Below are 18,268 nucleotides of genomic sequence, written 5' to 3' on the forward strand. Positions count from 1 at the left end.
CTTTGAATTTAACCACTGAGTTTATAAAGTTTATAAGTATATCTTTTGATTGTTTACTTCCAAATACCTTTTTAAAGGCAAAGTCTGTTTTTACATCTAAAAACTGCATATTTTTATTCCTCCTTGAATTCGTGTTTCGTAATTTGTAGAATGAATAACAAACAATGAATAGTTACATTTTTATCTCTAATTTCAGGTCTAACTCTCACTTATCTCCCCCAAATCCTATTTTGCAGAACCCTAATCATAGAGAACGCTCCCGGATAAAATTTACTGACCTGTACAGGTAGAAAATCTTCATCAGAGAGTAGAAAACAGGGGTTAGGTGTCTGGCCTCTGACCTTTGTTTTCAGTCTTCTTTTCCTTATCCAGTTGCAATGCCTTAACAAATGCCTCAACGGACTCTTTATCTTTACCCAATTGCTCATAGAGGTCGCCCAGTGTATAATACAATGAAGCATCCGTCTGGTCTAAGTCGATGGCTTTATTTAACTCCAAAACCGCTTTTTCGTAATCTTTCTTTTCAATATAATCATCTACTTTTTTAAGGATTTGTTGTTTTTGAATACCTACATCCTCTTGTAATTCCTGCATACTGGTAATAATCTTTGGTTGTTCTACTTCTTTTTTGGCAGGACAACCACTCAATATAAATCCTATTAATATAAAAATTACCCATTTATTCATAACTAAAAATTAATTATACATTAAATATTTTTACCTGTCAACTTTTTTCTTCTTGACTTTTTATAAAATTTATGCTAATGTAGTAATTGAAATGGTTATTGATTTAGAACAAAAGGATAGTTTAAGATTTATACTTAAACAGAAATCCAGAGATTATTATTTTAAATTCTTTTCTATTCTTAATGAACTTAATAAGATTCAGACAGGCGGAGATGTAGTCTATCATGCTCAACATGGAATTAAACATTGTGAAATCGTAGAACAAAACCTGAATGACCTACTCCCGGCTACCCTCAAGCGTAAAATGAATCATAAGGAGATATTTTGTATATTATCGGCGGTTTGGTTTCATGATGTTGGAGAGATATTTGATGAAAAAGGTAAAGGATATACCCATATTAGAAGTCATGATTATATTTATAAACATTATGAAGATTGGAAACTTGATGAATCTAATGCACATTTCATTACACAAATTTTAAAGGAATCCGCAAAAGAAACAGAAGAAAAAATAATATTAGAAGATGACCGAACTTTAGTCAGGTTTTTAGCTTATTTACTTCGGCTATCAGATAAATTAGATATTGGAAATAGCAGTGTGCCTCGCGAACTTCTTACCCCCTGGAAAAGGTCATTTAGAGACCACACCGTGCTATCTCTTTTAAAGGAAAGATTTGATGTTGATTTGAAAATTGATTCAGAACACTGGATAATTTGTGCCTATTTAACCCCAAAATCAGAACTACTTGCTAACACAGAACTTATAAATGATATTTATGATAAGATACAAATAAGATTAAATAAAGAACTTGATTCTTTCAAAGAAGTTTTTTATCAAAATGGCCTGGGCTATCAAGAAATTAAACTCATTCTTTCATCAAAAATTAAAGAAAAGGAAGTTTTGGTAAAAAACAAACCCCTCCAGATTTCCCCTTACAAATTCCTTCATTATTATGAAACTTACGATAAAGATTTATTTTGGGGACGAGAAGAGGATATTTCTAAATTTGTAGGTCATATTTTGATTAATAAATTAGTTGTTATCTATGGAGATGCCTTGATAGGAAAGACATCTTTGATTAAAGCAGGAATTATTCCAAAATTATCCGAAGGGAATATTGCTATTTACACCCATTGTAACCGTGACCCGTTGAATTTGATTAAAGAAGAGGTTGAAAAGGAATTCAAACGGGAGAGAATCCGAAGCTTCAAATTAGATAAATCATTATCATTAGTAGATTTTTTCAAAAATATCGATTTGCCTTATTCTATTATTATCTTTATTGACCATTTTGAGAATTTCTTTAAACAGGTAGGCAAAGAGGTACAAGAAGAATTTATAAATGAAATAGCAACCTGCACTTGTGCCGATAAACCTTTAGTTAAATTTATATTTGCCATACAAAAAGATTTTTTTGTTCATCTGGGCAGTTTTAAGGATAGATTACCGGAGCTATTTCAGAACGCCTTTGAATTAACAAAACTTACTGAATCTCAGGCATTAGAGGCAATTGAATGTCCAGCCAAATTGTTTAATATTGAATATGCCAGAGAACTTTTAGAGGCATTAATCTGGGATATTAGAGATGAGCAAGATTTAATCCAGCCAATTCATATTCAAATCGTATGTAATAAATTAGTCCAAACCCTGAATCCTGAGTTGTTAAGGGATATATTACCCCAAACAATAACTTACGAATGGTATGATGACCTGGGTGGAGTTCAAGGGATTTTATCAGATTACCTTGAAGATACCTTAAGAAAAATGAACGAGCTCTCTCCAGATGAAAAAGAGCAGGCAAAAGGTATTTTGAAGGTAATGGTTACTTCTTTTGACTCACATCCAGAAATGAATATCCAGCAAATCTGCTCTTTTATTAAAATTGAAGAAGATAAATTAAATATGATATTAGATTGTTTAGTAAATTATTCCCTACTGCGAAAAGTAAAAAAGGATACCTATGAATTAATTTCCGGTTATTTAATTAATAGTATTACTAAAAAATGGCTAACTCGAAAAGATATAGAATTACGGCAGATTATTGAAAGTATCAATAAGGCATTAGACGATTGGCGGGCACATCATTGGCGAATGGATATTAACTTATTGAGTAAGGCATATCTATATCGAGAAGATTTACCTGCATCAGAAGAAACATTAGAACTTTTACTGCGTAGTTCTCTGGAACACAATTTCCCGGCGTGGTTCTGGATTCGTAAGATTGAACCTGACAAACTCAAGAAAGTGCTTGTTGATGCTATCAAAACAGCAGATAGTAATGGGATAAAGAGAATTATTGATATTTTAGACAAAGATGACATTTTAGCCTTAGACCATCTTATTCTTAGATTAAATGACCCGGTAACAGAGGTAAGAAAAGCCGTTATAGAGGCTTTGGGTTGTCTGAAGGACACAAGAACAATAGACTATCTTTTGCAAAGATTAAGTGATTCAGATTTAGATGTTCGAGATGGGACGATAAAAGCCTTATGTAATTTTGGTAGTTCAAGGATATTAGAGATATTTATTTCTCAATTAGAAAATTCAGACTGGCGAGTAAGAAAGGCGGCCGCAGATGGTTTAGGGATTTTAAAAGCATCTAAATCGTTGGAATTATTATTTACAAAAATCAATGACCCGGACTCTGAGGTTAGAAAAGCAGCTGTAACGGCTCTGGGTAAACTGGGTAATCTCAAAGCACAAACACCACTTATTCGTCGATTGAAGGATTCTCACGCAGAGGTAAGAGAGGCGGCGGCTAAAGCACTTGGGAATCTAAGTAGTGTCTCTGCCGTTGATGACCTTTTATTATGTTTTCAGGATAAGGTTTGGCGAGTAAGAGAAGCCGCGGCTATTGCCTTAGGTAAATTAAGGGATGAAAAGGCATTAGAGCCTTTATTAGAAATGGCGAATGACCCGGATACAGATGTTCGTAAGGCAGTTGCTGATGCACTCGGTAATTTACAAACACCAAGAACGATACAAATCCTATTTGATATGCTCAAGGAACCTGAATGGTGGAAAAAAGAAATGGCCAGTATTGCCCTTGGCAAATCAAAAGATGCAAAGGTGTTAGAACCTTTTCTGGAAGGATTAGATGACCCGGATTGGCGAGTTAGAGTTATAATGGCTAATGGGCTAAAATTACTAAATATAACTGATTCAAAAATAGAAGATAGTTTAATTGAAAGACTTCGTGACCCACATGAAGAAGTTCGAAAAATGGCTATCCTTGCCTTAGAAAATTTAGGCACGGAAAAAGCCATCACACCAATTATATCCTGCGTTAATGATTCTTATGAACCAGTCCGAATAGCCTGCGTTCAAACACTTGGAACTATTGGTAATTTAGATGTTTTAGAACCTTTGCTGAATGGAATCAATGATAGTTCTCCAGATGTTAAAAATGCCTGCCTGGTGGCATTACAAAAAATTGATGAAAAATTCTATCGCAAAAATATTGTGGATAGTAGTGAGGTGTGAAATTAAACATTTCCCAATAGTTCTAATTTTTGTGCCTTCTTGCAGGTAATCTCTCATTTCACTGACCTTTTACTGCAGGTTAAAATTTTTCTTGACAATTAGATAAATTTAGTGTTACAATCTGTCATTAAATATCAAAAGGGGTCAGACCCTATTTACAAAAAGGAGAAAAAATTATGATAGAATTACCAAAAGAAAAATATACTGGTAAAATTGGTGAAGTCGTTATTGGCAAAGATTTAAAGGTTGGCGGCGAAAATACCTTTCCTTTTTATACCTTCGAAGGGGATTTGCCAAATGAACCCAGAATCGCATTGGAAGTCTATGACATCGAGCCAAGAGACTGGCCACAGGCTTGCCTTGAGCCATTTAAAGAGGTGGTTTCTGACCCGGTTGCCTGGGCAAAAAAATGCGTAGAATACGGGGCGGATATGATTTGTGTTCAATTGATTGGCACTGACCCAACCGCTGAGAATAAATCCGCGGAAGAAGCCGCAGAACTTTGTAAAAAAATCGCCGAGGCAGTGAATATTCCTATCCTTGTCTGGGGAAGCGGAAAAATAGAAAAGGATGCAGAGGTATTGAAAAAGGTCGCTGATGCCACTCAAGGTAAAAATCTGGTTTTAGCCCCTGTTCAGGAAAATAATTATAAAACAATCGGTGCGGTCGCCATTGGTTATAAAAATAAAATCTCTGCCTCTGCTCCGATGGATGTGAATTTATCCAAACAACTCAATATCCTTCTTTCAAATCTTGGTGTTGCGGATGACCAGATTATCATTGACCCTACTGCCGCTTCACTCGGATATGGAATTGAATATGTCTATTCAATTATCGAGCGAGCCAAACAGGCCGCTCTTACCCAAAATGATGTAAAATTGCAAATGCCCATTGTGGTTAATCTTGGCAAAGAGGCATGGAAGGTAAAAGAAGTAAAGATACCCGAATCTTATGAGGCAAAACTGGGCAATATTGGAGATGCCAGAGAAAGAGGTATCCTCTGGGAAGCCATCTCGGCTATGGGTTTGCTAATCGCCGGGGCAGATATTATTATCATTCGGCACCCAGAGACTCTAAAATTAGTTCGCAAGATTACAAATAAATTATTGGGTAAGGAAATAGAAAAAACTGCTCTGGAAAAACCAAAAGAAGAAATTAAACCCACGCCAGAAATACCAAAAGTTGCACTCCCAACAGATGTGTCTGAAGTGATTTTAAAACTTACGCAAGAGATAGAAATCCTAAAGAAACGATTAGACGAACAAAAACCAGCCACGGTTAAGATTATTATTGAAGGTCCGGCAGAGGTCATAATCGAAAAAGTGGGTGAAGAAAAATCAACCGTTCCCTTTGTTGAGATGCCTGTTAAAAAAAAATCAGTCATCTCTCTTAAAGAAGTGATTATCGACGGGGTAGTTGAAAAATTTAGCTATGACTACGAGGCACGAGTTGAAGGGCAAAAGGTCTCCTGCAAATTTGGAACAACAGGTGTTTGTTGTCGGATTTGTGCTATGGGACCCTGCCGAATCTCACCAAAAACCGATAAAGGCTTATGCGGGGCAACTCCTGATACGATTGCGGCAAGAAATCTTATCCGAATGATTGCTGTTGGCTCATCATTATTTACTGATTATACTCGTTCTGCGGTAAAAAGAGTAGAATCAGAAGAGATAAAAACTTTTGCAGAAGAATTTGGCAGACATTCCGGAGAACCAGGATTTCTTAAATCTGTCCCGAAAAAAATATACAATATCTGGCAAAAAATGGATATTCTTCCCCGCGGCATCGACCGTGAAATTGTTGAATTGATGCATCGAACCCATATGGGTGTTGACCAGGATTTTAATAATCTCTTACAGTGTGGTTTGCGAGTTGCTCTCTCCTCTGGTCTGGGAAGTACATTTATCGGCTCACAGGTTAAAGAGGCATTATCCTCGCCAAAACAATTATCCACATTTTCACTTAATTTTATAGAAAAAGATGCCTTCAATATTATTGTGCCTGTGGATTCACTCGAGGCCTTTTATCAAGCCGCTGAAGAAACTGAGATAAAAGCCCTTGCCAGACAATTGGGCATTCCAAAGATAAAAATTATAAATTTAGAAGATGTCATCTCCCAGGAAATGGCAATGATGACGGGCGCAATTGATGTCATTGTGGCTGATGAAACAACACCAATTTCCGCATTACTCATTGCCTCCTGCTACCATACCCGCGCATTTACACTAACTTCAATAGATATTGCCGGCGTAAAGAAGATGGATAATGCCAGTTCTATCTTAAAAAAGGCATTAGCCAACATCCAGAATCGCGGGGCAATGAACATCACGGAAAATGAACTGGAAATTACCTCAAAACTCCCGACTAATACAGACAAAATAAAGGGAATAGCGATTGTTTTAAACTGCAAAGGAGACTATACGGAAACGATTAAAGAGCTTATTGCTAATGATATTCTTGTTTTGCATGCGGGATGTGGAAGTTTGGAATTGGCTAAAAGTGGTTTGTTCAATAAGTCTGCAGTCCAGTTTGCCGGGAAAAATCTTGCCGCCTTTTGTGAGCAAGAGAATATTTCACCGTGCATTTATGTAGGCACCTGTATGGACATATCAAAGGTGATAGTGCCAATGATGTCTTTGCAGAATATTTCGGCAATCATCCCGGAATGGATAGGGGAAAAGGCGATTGCCCAGGCATTTTTTATGCTTGGTTGTGGACTACCAATTATTCTGGGCAAAGACTTCTGGGTAAGTGGGACTAAAGAATTAGTTAATCTCCTTTACAAAGATAACCCACTTGGGACAAGGTTTATTTATAAAGAAGATAACATAGCCCAGGAAACATTAAATCTTATAAAAACATAAGCGTTCAGCAATCAGTCATCAGTTGTCAGCATTTAGCCATCTTTTAGCTAAAAAAGCGAACTGATTACAGGAGAAACGGACATGAGCCAAGGCTCACAAAGGGCAATGAAAATGGGAGAAGGACAACCCCCTAACCCCCTTTATTAAGGGGGAATATCTGTTCTACACCAGAGGATACGAGTCTGTGGATACTATACTAATTCGCTAATCTCTAATTCACTAATTCGCTATTTTCAGGGGAAACGGCCATGCCCCTGCAGGGCACAAATGACGATGAAAAATAATAGCACGCTGATGACGCTGATGAGGCGGATATTCGCGGATATAAGATAGAAAAATGAGAAAAAATCAGCGAAAATCCGTTAAATCCGTGTCATCCGTGTTCTATTCTTACGGCTATTTTCAGGAGAATAGTGGTAGGAAATAGAAGGTGGGAGGTTAAGGAGATAGGCGTGAGGAGTGATGTTTTCTTTACTTTCTACTTTCTACTCTCTACTTCCTTATTTTTCAGGTAAACATTTAAACTAATTGGAGGTAAAAATAGTGGTTGTAACAACAGAAAAAGAAAAAAAAGTAGAAAAAAAGATTGATGAGTTGACCGGAGATAAGGCATCGATGGAAATGCTACAAAAAGCCAGAACGGCTAACATTGAGACCGTCTGGGATAGACACGAGAAGATGAGTCCGAGGTGTAAATTTGGGGAAGGCGGAATATGTTGTCGGGAATGCGGAAAAGGTCCCTGTCGAATTACGTCTAAGGCACCACAGGGTGTTTGTGGTGCAGATGACGGTTTGATTGCCGCAAGAAATCTGGCTAAAATGACCGCAGGTGGCTCTGCCGCTCACTCAGACCACGGTCGTGCTGTTGCTGAAATATTCCTCGCCGCGGCTAAAGGAAAAGCCCCTGGCTACCAGATTAAAAATGAAATAAGACTTCATCAGGTCGCAAAATTATTTGGGATAAACACCGTAGAAAAGACAAATCAGGAAATTGCCATTGAAGTTGGCGAACTTGCCTTATCAGAATTTAGTAAACAAGATGATGAATTAACATTCATTAAACGAGCCCCGGAAAAAAGACAGGAAATCTGGAAAAAACTGGGGATTGTCCCAAGAGGTATAGACCGCGAGGTAGTTCATCTAACGCATCAGATTCATACCGGGGTAAGTGATGATATTGAGGATATTTCTTTAGCCAATTTCAGGTGTGGTCTGGCAGATGGTTGGGGAGGGTCAATGATTGCGACTGAACTTCAAGATGTCCTTTTTGGCGCCCCTGTCCCCGTGAGGTCACGGGTCAACCTGGGTGTGCTTAAAGAAGATGAGGTAAATATCATTGTTCATGGACATGAACCGATATTATCTGAACTGGTCGTTGCCGTTTCTTCAGAGCCAGAAATGATTCAATTAGCAAAAGAGCAGGGAGCAAAAGGTATAAATATTGCAGGAATTTGTTGCACGGCAAATGAAGTCCTTATGCGACACGGCATTCCACTTGCAGGTAATTTCTTACAACAAGAACTGGCAATTATGACTGGCGCGGTGGAGGCGATGATTGTTGATGTCCAATGTATTATGCAATCCCTGACTGCGGTTGCCTCCTGTTTTCATACCAAAATAATTACCACCTCAAAAAAGGCAAAAATTCCAGGTGCAATCCATATCGAGTTTGATGAACACGATGCCATAAATACCGCAAAAGAGATTGTTAAACGGGCTCTCTTGAATTTCAAAAATCGCAAAAAAGATGTCGTTATCCCAAAACAATCTATGGAATTAATTGCCGGCTTTACCCATGAATATGTCAATTATATGCTTGGTGGAAGGTTTCGGGCTTCTTACCGCCCACTTAATGACAATGTTATCAATGGTCGGATAAAAGGTGTGGTTGGAATTGTAGGATGTAATAATCCAAAGGTGAAACATGATGCGGTGCATCTTGAGGTTACCAAAGAACTTATTGCCAATGATATTTTAGTTGTGCAGACAGGCTGTGCGGCGATAACCTGTGCTAAGGAAGGATTATTATTACCAGAGGCCGCGGCGAAATATGCGGGTAAGGGATTAGCTGAGGTCTGTGAGGCAGTTGGTATGCCACCTGTGCTCCATTGTGGTTCCTGTGTGGATAATTCCCGCATCCTTATTGCCTGCACCGAGATGGTTCATGAAGGCGGACTTGGGGATGATATTTCAGAATTACCTGTAGTTGGAATCGCACCAGAATGGATGTCCGAAAAGGCAATCGCCATTGGGCATTATGTTGTTGCCTCTGGAATTTTTACCATATTTGGCGTCACCTATCCTGTCATTGGTAGTGAATCAGCAAAGAAGATGGTTTTTGAAAAGTATGGCGAGCTTGTCGATGGCAAATTCGCTTTAGCCGTTACTCCATCAGAGATTGTCAATCTCACGATTGACCACATCAACAAAAAACGCAAGGCACTTGGAATTGATAAACCCAAAGAAAGAATATTGTATGATATGGAGATGAGACGAGAACTTAAGTTTTAGGAAAGGGGGCTTTGGGGTTAGACCCCACCATCTTTCCATCCATATCGTTTTTGGAGGACAGGTAGAGCTTTCTATATTTTAGAGAGGTATATTTTGTGATTTCCTGTTACTATCAACTCAGGTTATCGGTTATCAGGTTATCGGTAAAGAGCAAGCAGTAGCCTGCTATCTCAAATTACCGATTACTGATTACCGATTACCGATTACTTTAAATAATCACAATTTATACCCCACTGGAGTATAACATTTCGCTCCTATGGAGCTTATCCCTTTTATTGGTTTGGTTTATCTATAAACATAGTGCTCCTAACGGAGCTAAAAGAATTAAAGTTGTAGCGTCGTCCAATAATAGCTACATCCAAACGATTTAAGCAATAGAGGGTAGGTCTCCCCAATGCTCCTGATTTCTTATTGACAAAGATAGCAATTTATGATACACTTTTTTAATGCAAACAACAGAAAGAAAGGGGTGAATTTAATGGAAACGATCGAATATAGAGGTGAGGTTCTTTCTGATGGACATCTTTCCTGTCCCCAGAAAGTGAAGAAACACCTGCATTTGTTCAACGGTTCGAGAGTAAAGGTAGTCATATCACTATTAAAACAAGAAAAAGTCACTCAAGCAAATAATGATTTGGAGATACTTAATCAAAACTCAGAATATCTCAATCAGGAAGCAGAAGATGTTCTTAGTTATCAGGTAATGCTATGAAGAGAGGGTATCTTTATCGAGTTTATAAAGGATCGCCTACTGATCCTAAGAGATTTCGAGTATTTGTAGTTGTAAGTCGTCAAATCCTTATTGATTCTAAATTCTCTGCCGTAATTTGTGCTCCTGTTTATAGCAGATATGATGGGCTATCTACTCAAGTAAAAATAGGCATTAAGGAAGGATTAAAGCATGAAAGTAGCATTCACTGTGACGAACTTATAAGCATACCAAAAATATCCCTTATCAATTTTATTGGTTCTTTATCCCATAGTAAAATGTTTGAATTGAACGAAGCATTAAAGGTAGCTCTTGAACTTCCAGACTCCAGGAAGGAATAGGAAACGATAAATGAAATGAGAAGGTTATTGAATAATGTTCACCCCAGGGGGGTATGTGTTTAGCGTGCTTTGTCATTCCCGCCCCGAATGTGTCATTCCTGCGAAAGCAGGAATCCATCTGAAAGAATAGTAACCGTTCAGGTGGTAATTCACCGCAGAGACGCAGAGGAACAGAGAAGACATGGAAATAAATCAGATAACAGAAAAGATTATTGATGCAATCATTGTCCTACATAGGACATCAAAGCCAAATTTGTTAATCAATTATGATATGTCGGTCCTCAAAAGCTTGCACTGATGAAAATCCGTGATGGAATTCTGCCTCTGGTAAATAGTTTTTAATTTTTTCTCTGCGTCTCTGTGTCTGTGCGGTGAACGGTTACAAAGAATATTGAATATCGAATGTTGAATATTGGTAAGCGTTCAGCCGTGTCCATCAGAGGGGACAATATCAACTCAAAACTCAAATGTCAAAACTCAAAACCTCATCTCAAAACCTTAAAACTAATAGATTCATTGAGATTTATTGCGACTGATGGAGAAGTTTTTAGTTGTAGTTTTGAGCTTTGTTTCATTTAATGTCCCATAGGGACAATATATTGGTAGAAATAAATATCATACAAATAATGTCCCATAGGGACAATATATTGGTAGAATTTTTCCTGATTGATTTGTCTATCTATTCCTACCGATATTATGTTCCTAACGGAACGATTATTCTCATGCCTTATTTATGGGTATTATCCTGTGTAGACTTCCAGTTAATAACCGCTATAAGTTGTAGTTTTGAGCTTTGCGTTTTGAGATTTGAGTTAGAGGAATATATTTTTATCTATACCTGAACGGTTACAAAACAAGTTATTTACCTAAAGAAGAATTAAGGTAACTATTCACCACGAAGGGCACGGAGAGCACGAAGTGAAATTTGATGAATTATCGAATAGAGTCATTGGATGCGCTATAGCGGTGCATCGAACTCTTGGGCCAGGTTTGCTTGACACCGTGAAGAGTGATAATTCACAATTGACAATTCACCATTCACCATTATTAAGGAAATTTAGGGAAGAAATTGTGAATTGTGAATTGTGAATGGTGAATAGTTACCAATTCTTTTATAAAATAGGGCTTTACGAAATTAAAAGTAAGTAATCGGTTAACTGAATTGGTAACTAATTACCAAATCAAAGGAGGAAATTAGAAATGCAAATATTAATCTTTTTATTTATCTTTTTTATCCAGAGTGTAGTTTGGGCTAAAACAATCAATCCACCCATAGATATAAAGGTTACTCAAGACACAGGGAAACATTCATTTAATATCACCTGGAAATCACCAGCCGGTGAGGAAATAGTGGCTTATTTCTATAAACTCGACCAGCAACCTAATACTAACTGGACAACAAATCCCTACATTAAGAATTTAAGGGTAAGTGGAAGTGGGGGACACAGGCTTTATTTGGCGGCGAGTGACCGTGAAGGAAATGTTTCACCATATCAGGTGGTAGAATTTTCTTACGATGCCAGAGCCCCAAAAGGTGGCGAGATTTCAATGACCTTACCTACCTCATATCAAACCGGTGGCTCCCCGGGAATTATTGCGGCTGGAGATGTTAATGGCGATGGATTAAATGATGTTGTATCGGCTAATTATTATGATAATAACATCAGTGTTTTTATTCAACTACCCGATGGAAAATTAGCCACACAAACTACCTATCCCGTTAATCAAGGTCCTTTTGGGGTAGGCATAGGGGATATGAATGCTGATGGGTTAAATGATGTAGTGGTTGGTTGTGCGGCGGCTGATGTTATTCATATCTTTACTCAAAATAAAGGTGGCACACTCACTCAAGCAATGGTATTCCGCACTGAACGAGGCCCTTATGGATTAGCCGTAGGTGATGTTAATGGCGATGGAAGAAATGATATTGTTGTCCCTAATTCAGGGGCAATTTCTATTAGTATTTTTACCTGGTTACCAGAGGTTAAGGAAAGTTATGATTATCTACTTGGTTCTTTTAAAAAATGTGAGAGTCTAACAATGCAACGACAGGGAAATGAAATATTTAGCCATATTGTTTATGCCTCAGGTCCAATTTCATACTGGTTAGCCATTGGAGATATAAATGGGGATGGAAGAGAAGATATTGCGACGGTCAATTATGGAAACAACACCGTGAATGCATATTTTCAACAACCAGATAAGTCTCTTCTGCCAATGGGGGCACTTCAAACTGCGGGTGGAAATCCATCTACGGTTGCTATCGGAGACCTGACGGGTGATGGAATAAATGAAATTGCCGCCTCTGGAGGCCCTGTCTCCATTTTTGGACGAAAGGATGAGACTTCATTTGGACTAATTGGCACGGCGACAAGTAAAGACGGTCGGGCTGGCGGGGTAAAAATAGGTGATATTAATAATGACGGGCGAGCTGACTTGGTAACCACACACGGAGAAACCTTCACTATTTATCTTCAGGATAATAAAGGACATCTCCTTCCTCCCTTATATTTTCCTACCGGTAAAGCACCTGGAGGATTAGCCATTGCTGATGTAAATAACGATGGGTTAAATGATGTTATTACTGGAAATATCAGTGATAACAACATTAGTGTTTTACATCCGATATGGAATAAATAATGTAACCGTTCAGGCTATATATCAAAAGTGTAAGAAAGGGGATAAGGAGATAAGAGTGATATGGAGATAAGATAATAGAAATAGATTGAAATTTATAGAAATAGGTAGAAATTGATTGTGGAAAACAACAAATTTCCATAAATTTCTATTAGTTTCTACTAATTTCAATTTTTTTAATAATATCTCCCTATCTCCTTAATCTCCACATCTCCTTTTGTTACACCACCTGAACGCTTACTAAATAATGTTGTCTCACTATAGATGGCTAAATAGTTACGAGTTTTTTATGTAAAATAGTAAACCAGATACCGGTTATCACTGTAAAAAAGGTAGTTATTGACATTAAAATTAAAGGCGTATATTCTAAAACTACTGAAAAAGGGAAAAGGGTATTTTCTATTCCAAGAAAATCCCGCAGATATGCCTTTATAACCAGGATAAGTAAAATAATGATAATTGTCGTAATCTGAAAGGTGGTTTTTAATTTACCTTTTAACGAAGCGGCAATGACTATACCTTTTGACATCGCAATCATTCTCAGTCCTGTAACCACAAATTCTCGTGTAATAATCAAGATTACCATCCAGGCGGGTATGTGTAACGCTGGCATCTCTACAAAATAAATAAACGCCGCAGAAACTAATATTTTATCGGCTAATGGGTCGGCAAACTTTCCAAAGGTAGTTTCTAATCCATACTTTCGAGCAATCTTACCGTCATAAATATCTGTTATAGCACAGATAAGAAATACCAATAGACTTAGATAATAAGAGTACACATTGTCATAGGCTAAAAATATGACAAAAAAAGGCACCAGAATAATTCTTAATAAGGTTAATTTATTGGCTAAATTCATTAAAGGTTATTATAATAAACTTTTTAAATATTGTCAAACTTTTTCTTACTAAAAAAAGGTTGACATTAGCAATATATTTTTATATAATATTTCATTACCAAATTTAAAATTTAACTAAATAATGGAGGTTTTTAAAATGGCAACAAAAAAACACATCTATTTTTTTGCTCAGGGTGAAGCAGAAGGAACTAAAGATATGAAAGAACTTTTAGGAGGTAAAGGAGCCGGGTTAGCTGAAATGACCAATATCGGCATACCAGTCCCCCCAGGATTTACCATTACGACAGAGGCATGTGTCTATTATGACCAGCATCATGGTGCCTATCCTCAAGGGTTAGAAGAAGAAATTGAAGAGAATATGAAAAGGTTAGAACAAGTAATGGGTAAGAAATTTGGGGATGTTGATAATCCACTTCTTGTCTCGGTTCGCTCAGGGGCAAAAATATCTATGCCCGGGATGATGGATACTATCTTAAATCTCGGATTAAATAACCATACCGTAGAAGGATTGGCTAAAAAGACTCAAAATCCTCGTATGGCTTATGATGCCTATCGCCGACTTATCCAGATGTTTTCAAATGTCGTTTTAGGCATAAAACATGAAAATTTTGAGTTTATCTTAAACGAGGTGAAAGAAGAGGAAGGAGTAAAACTTGATACTGAGCTGTCGGTTGAGGGGCTCCGGAATGTCCTTGCCCGATATTTAGCTATGCTTCGGGAAAAAGAACAAATTCATTTTCCTCAGGAGCCAAAGGAGCAACTTAAGATGGCCATCAATGCCGTGTTTGAATCCTGGGATACACCAAGAGCAGTAACTTATCGCAAGTTGCATAAAATACCTGATAATTTAGGCACAGCAGTTAATGTTCAAGCGATGGTGTTTGGGAATATGGGGGAGACATCAGGAACCGGTGTTGCCTTTACCAGAGACCCTTCTACTGGTGAGAAAAAGTTTTACGGCGAGTATTTAACTAATGCTCAGGGTGAAGATGTTGTCGCAGGAATTAGGACACCAAAACCGATTGCCGAATTAGAAAAAGATTTACCCCAGGCATACAAACAATTAGTTGATATATACCAGAAACTTGAGGGACATTATCGAAATATGCAGGATATTGAGTTCACAATTGAGAATGAGAAATTATATATGCTTCAAACTCGAACCGGTAAAAGAACCGCTCAATCTGAAATCAAGATTGCTGTTGATATGACTAATGAAGGGTTAATTACCAGAGAAGAAGCAATAATGCGTGTTCAACCACAACAATTAGACCAATTGCTTCATCGACATATTGACCCCAAAGCGAGCGTCGAGGTATTAGCTACAGGGTTACCGGCATCGCCAGGGGCGGCGTGTGGGATGGTAGTTCTTACTCCAGATGATGCCTGCGAATGGGTTGAGGCAGGTAAAAAGGTCATTTTAGTCCGAAATGAGACTTCACCAGATGACATTCACGGGATGGCGGTGGCTGAAGGGATATTAACCGCACGTGGTGGAATGACTTCACATGCCGCAGTTGTCGCTCGTGGTATGGGAAAATGTTGTGTTGCGGGCTGTGAAGCAATTAAAGTAGATGAACATGGAAAGAAATTTGAAGTAAAGGGGAAAATAATTAAAGAAGGTGATTTTATCACCCTTGATGGCTCTACAGGTCGGGTAATTTTAGGCAAGGCACCCACGATAGACCCAGAAATGAGTGATGAGGCAAAAACATTACTCCTCTGGGCAGATGAAATAAAGAGATTAGGTGTCAGAACTAATGCCGATGACCCAAAATCAGCCGGCATAGCCCGTGAATTTAGCGCTCAAGGAATTGGACTTTGTCGCACCGAGCATATGTTCTTTGCCGAAGATAGATTACCTATTATGCAGGAGATGATTCTGGCTAAAGATGAAAAGGAAAGAAGAATAGCCTTAGATAAATTATTACCAATGCAAAAGGAAGATTTCACTGGCATCTTCAAAGCTATGAATGGTTTACCAGTAACTATCAGGCTTTTAGATCCACCCTTACACGAATTCTTACCCAAATATGAAGAATTACTGGTAGAACTGACTACTTTGAAGGCAACTAAAGGGGACAAAAATAAAATAGCAGAGATTGAAACCTTGTTACACAAGGTAGAAACTTTAAGAGAGGTAAATCCGATGCTTGGACTTCGAGGGTGTCGCCTGGGGATTACCTATCCAGAGGTCTCTGAGATGCAGGCACGGGCAATATTTGAAGCGGCTTGCGAATTAACTAAACAGGGCTGTAAAGTCCTGCCAGAGGTAATGATTCCATTGGTTGGTGATGTCAAGGAGTTAAAAGTTCAAAAAGAAGTTATTAACCATGTGGCAAAAGAGACATTTGAAAAATACGGCGTTCAAATAGATTATTTAGTTGGAACGATGATAGAATTACCCAGAGCGGCGATTACGGCAGATAAAATTGCTGAGGAGGCAGAGTTTTTCTCCTTTGGCACAAATGACTTAACGCAAACCACATTTGGTTTTTCCAGAGATGATGCCGAAGGTAAATTCTTAGATAGATATCTGGAAACGGGTGTCTTACCCCAAAACCCGTTTGAAGTTTTAGACCGCGAAGGTGTTGGTGAATTAGTCAGGATAGGGATAGAAAAAGGACGACAGACAAAGCCAGGACTTAAGGTTGGTATTTGCGGTGAACACGGTGGAGAACCTAATTCTGTAGAATTTTGCCATTTAGCCAATATGACCTATGTCTCCTGCTCACCATATCGAGTGCCCATTGCCCGCTTAGCCGCCGCACAGGCGAAGATAAAAAATGGGTAAAGAGCGAATTAGAAAGTTAGAGATTAACTCGTAGGGTTAAACCAGCGTTGACACTTTTAGGATATTAATAAGGTTAACCAAACAAACGAGTAAACGATAAAAAAGCATCTATGTAAAGAAAAGTTAAGAAAAAAAATATCCTCCTACCCCTAAAAAAATCGTTTTTTGACTTTTAGGGCATCCTGGTTGGGGTATGTAGGGATTCTTTCAACCTTGAAATTCGCTATAATAGTTATCTCATTTATCACTTAGACGGGACACCAAATGAACAAAAGTTGCTATTGTTGGTCTAAAGCAAGATATTTCATGATGGGACTCCTTTTATTTTAGATTTTGTTACATCAGTATAACATACCTGTCAATCTATTATAAGGATGCCCGTCTTTACATATTATCTTATCAAATTACTATCCGTATACGAAATTCTTAATCTTCTTCCACCCATTTTACGAAGAATTAGCAAACACCTTTGAATGGGATAGAAATGGTTACCCATCTACCCGACGCAGTCAAACTTCACTTAATTTTTTTCTTGCATTTTTTCTGTTTTTGTGGTATATTATATTTTGTTAAGATTATGGTCTTCAAAATGACCAACAATTATAGATGAGGAGGTAATGAATTATGAAAAAACTATGGATTGGAATTGGTATTGTTGTTGTGGTGGCTTTGGCTATCATCCTCATTGTCACCCAGACAAAGGAGCCAAAGGAGATAAAGATTGGGGCAATATTGCCGTTGACAGGGGATTTAGCTAAGTTTGGTGTCTCTTTCAAAAATGGTATTGATCTTGCTATTTCTGAGAAGTTACACAACAAAAAAATAGGAATAATTTACGAGGATGATCAAGGAAAACCAGACATAGCAGTTTCTGCGTTTAGAAAACTTATTAATTTCCATAAAGTTTCCTTGGTTATTGGTGGAATAATCAGTTCAAATGCTATGGCCATGGCTCCTATTGCTGATAAAAGTAAGGTGGTTCTACTTTCACCTACAGCCACAGCTCCAGAATTAACAAAATTCAAATTTTTCTTTAGAGTGCAACCTTCTGATCTTTTTGAAGGAAAAATTATGGCGAATTTCACTTTCCGTACCTTAAATAACCCTAAGGTAGCAGTGGTCTATGTAAACAATGATTGGGGAAAAGGATTATCAGATGTTTTTATCTCTGAATATAGGAAAGTGAAGGGGAATATTGTTGCTGTAGAATATTTTGATAGAGGAGCAAACGATTTTAGGAGTATCATCTCAAAAGTTAGGTGGTGTCCTAAATTAGCTAAAGTTTGTGAGAGAAAATGTCGATAAAGATAACAGAAGTACATAGTGTATTATTCTGGAGATTTTGTTTGGGAGGTGGAATAACGATGCATCCAATAGAACAC

The 18,268-nt window shown here is 37.8% G+C and carries 14 protein-coding genes; 10 read left to right on the forward strand and 4 right to left on the reverse strand.

Going from position 1 to position 18,268, the window contains the following annotated elements; genetic code table 11:
- Positions 1 to 109 (reverse strand): PD-(D/E)XK nuclease family transposase (locus tag AB1414_04485; protein ID MEW6606702.1); only part of this gene is annotated, 109 nt, incomplete at its 3' end.
- 212 nt (positions 110 to 321) lie between these two features.
- On the reverse strand, positions 322 to 687 hold the full coding sequence (locus tag AB1414_04490; GenBank protein MEW6606703.1) for a tetratricopeptide repeat protein: 366 nt from the start codon (positions 685 to 687) through the stop codon (positions 322 to 324).
- A 52-nt stretch (positions 688 to 739) separates the two neighbouring features.
- Here AB1414_04490 and AB1414_04495 point away from each other — a divergent pair, with 52 nt between their 5' ends.
- The 8 genes from AB1414_04495 to AB1414_04530 all read left to right on the forward strand — a co-directional run bounded on the left by AB1414_04495 (position 740) and on the right by AB1414_04530 (position 13,236).
- Entirely contained in the window at positions 740 to 4,171 is a 3,432-nt protein-coding gene (locus tag AB1414_04495) for a HEAT repeat domain-containing protein (GenBank protein MEW6606704.1), read from the forward strand.
- A gap of 176 nt (positions 4,172 to 4,347) precedes the next feature.
- Entirely contained in the window at positions 4,348 to 7,035 is a 2,688-nt protein-coding gene (locus tag AB1414_04500; protein ID MEW6606705.1) for an acetyl-CoA decarbonylase/synthase complex subunit delta, read from the forward strand.
- A gap of 543 nt (positions 7,036 to 7,578) precedes the next feature.
- Positions 7,579 to 9,546 carry an anaerobic carbon-monoxide dehydrogenase catalytic subunit gene (gene cooS, locus AB1414_04505; GenBank protein MEW6606706.1) on the forward strand — a complete coding sequence of 656 codons (1,968 nt, stop codon included), beginning with the start codon at positions 7,579 to 7,581 and terminating at the stop codon, positions 9,544 to 9,546.
- A gap of 430 nt (positions 9,547 to 9,976) precedes the next feature.
- A complete protein-coding gene (locus AB1414_04510; GenBank protein MEW6606707.1) occupies positions 9,977 to 10,258 on the forward strand; it encodes a hypothetical protein in 282 nt (93 codons plus the stop codon).
- Positions 10,255 to 10,596: a type II toxin-antitoxin system PemK/MazF family toxin gene (locus tag AB1414_04515; GenBank protein ID MEW6606708.1), complete on the forward strand. Its 342-nt coding sequence runs from the start codon at positions 10,255 to 10,257 to the stop codon at positions 10,594 to 10,596. Before AB1414_04510 ends, AB1414_04515 begins: the two co-directional genes overlap by 4 nt.
- Before the next feature lie 402 nt (positions 10,597 to 10,998).
- Positions 10,999 to 11,175, forward strand: coding sequence for a hypothetical protein (locus AB1414_04520; protein MEW6606709.1), 177 nt, complete (start codon positions 10,999 to 11,001; stop codon positions 11,173 to 11,175).
- Positions 11,176 to 11,222: 47 nt separating this feature from the next.
- A complete protein-coding gene (locus AB1414_04525) occupies positions 11,223 to 11,438 on the forward strand; it encodes a hypothetical protein (GenBank protein MEW6606710.1) in 216 nt (71 codons plus the stop codon).
- 358 nt (positions 11,439 to 11,796) lie between these two features.
- Positions 11,797 to 13,236, forward strand: a complete 1,440-nt coding sequence (locus AB1414_04530) for an FG-GAP-like repeat-containing protein (GenBank protein ID MEW6606711.1) — start codon at positions 11,797 to 11,799, stop codon at positions 13,234 to 13,236.
- Here the strand turns inward: AB1414_04530 and AB1414_04535 are convergent.
- Both AB1414_04535 and pgsA read right to left on the reverse strand, forming a co-directional pair.
- Positions 13,205 to 13,375 carry a hypothetical protein gene (locus AB1414_04535; GenBank protein MEW6606712.1) on the reverse strand — a complete coding sequence of 57 codons (171 nt, stop codon included), beginning with the start codon at positions 13,373 to 13,375 and terminating at the stop codon, positions 13,205 to 13,207. The genes AB1414_04530 and AB1414_04535 overlap by 32 nt on opposite strands.
- Before the next feature lie 126 nt (positions 13,376 to 13,501).
- The gene (gene pgsA / locus AB1414_04540; GenBank protein ID MEW6606713.1) at positions 13,502 to 14,092 is read right to left on the reverse strand and encodes a CDP-diacylglycerol--glycerol-3-phosphate 3-phosphatidyltransferase; all 591 of its coding nucleotides are present in this window, start codon (positions 14,090 to 14,092) and stop codon (positions 13,502 to 13,504) included.
- A gap of 136 nt (positions 14,093 to 14,228) precedes the next feature.
- Between pgsA and ppdK the strand changes: the two genes are divergently transcribed.
- Together ppdK and AB1414_04550 are read left to right on the forward strand one after the other, a co-directional pair.
- Positions 14,229 to 16,886: a pyruvate, phosphate dikinase gene (ppdK, locus tag AB1414_04545; GenBank protein ID MEW6606714.1), complete on the forward strand. Its 2,658-nt coding sequence runs from the start codon at positions 14,229 to 14,231 to the stop codon at positions 16,884 to 16,886.
- 624 nt (positions 16,887 to 17,510) lie between these two features.
- Positions 17,511 to 18,191: a penicillin-binding protein activator gene (locus tag AB1414_04550; GenBank protein MEW6606715.1), complete on the forward strand. Its 681-nt coding sequence runs from the start codon at positions 17,511 to 17,513 to the stop codon at positions 18,189 to 18,191.
- The last annotated feature ends 77 nt before the right edge of the window (positions 18,192 to 18,268 follow it).

This window comes from bacterium (assembly GCA_040755795.1).
GTDB lineage: Bacteria > UBA9089 > CG2-30-40-21 > CG2-30-40-21 > SBAY01 > JBFLXS01.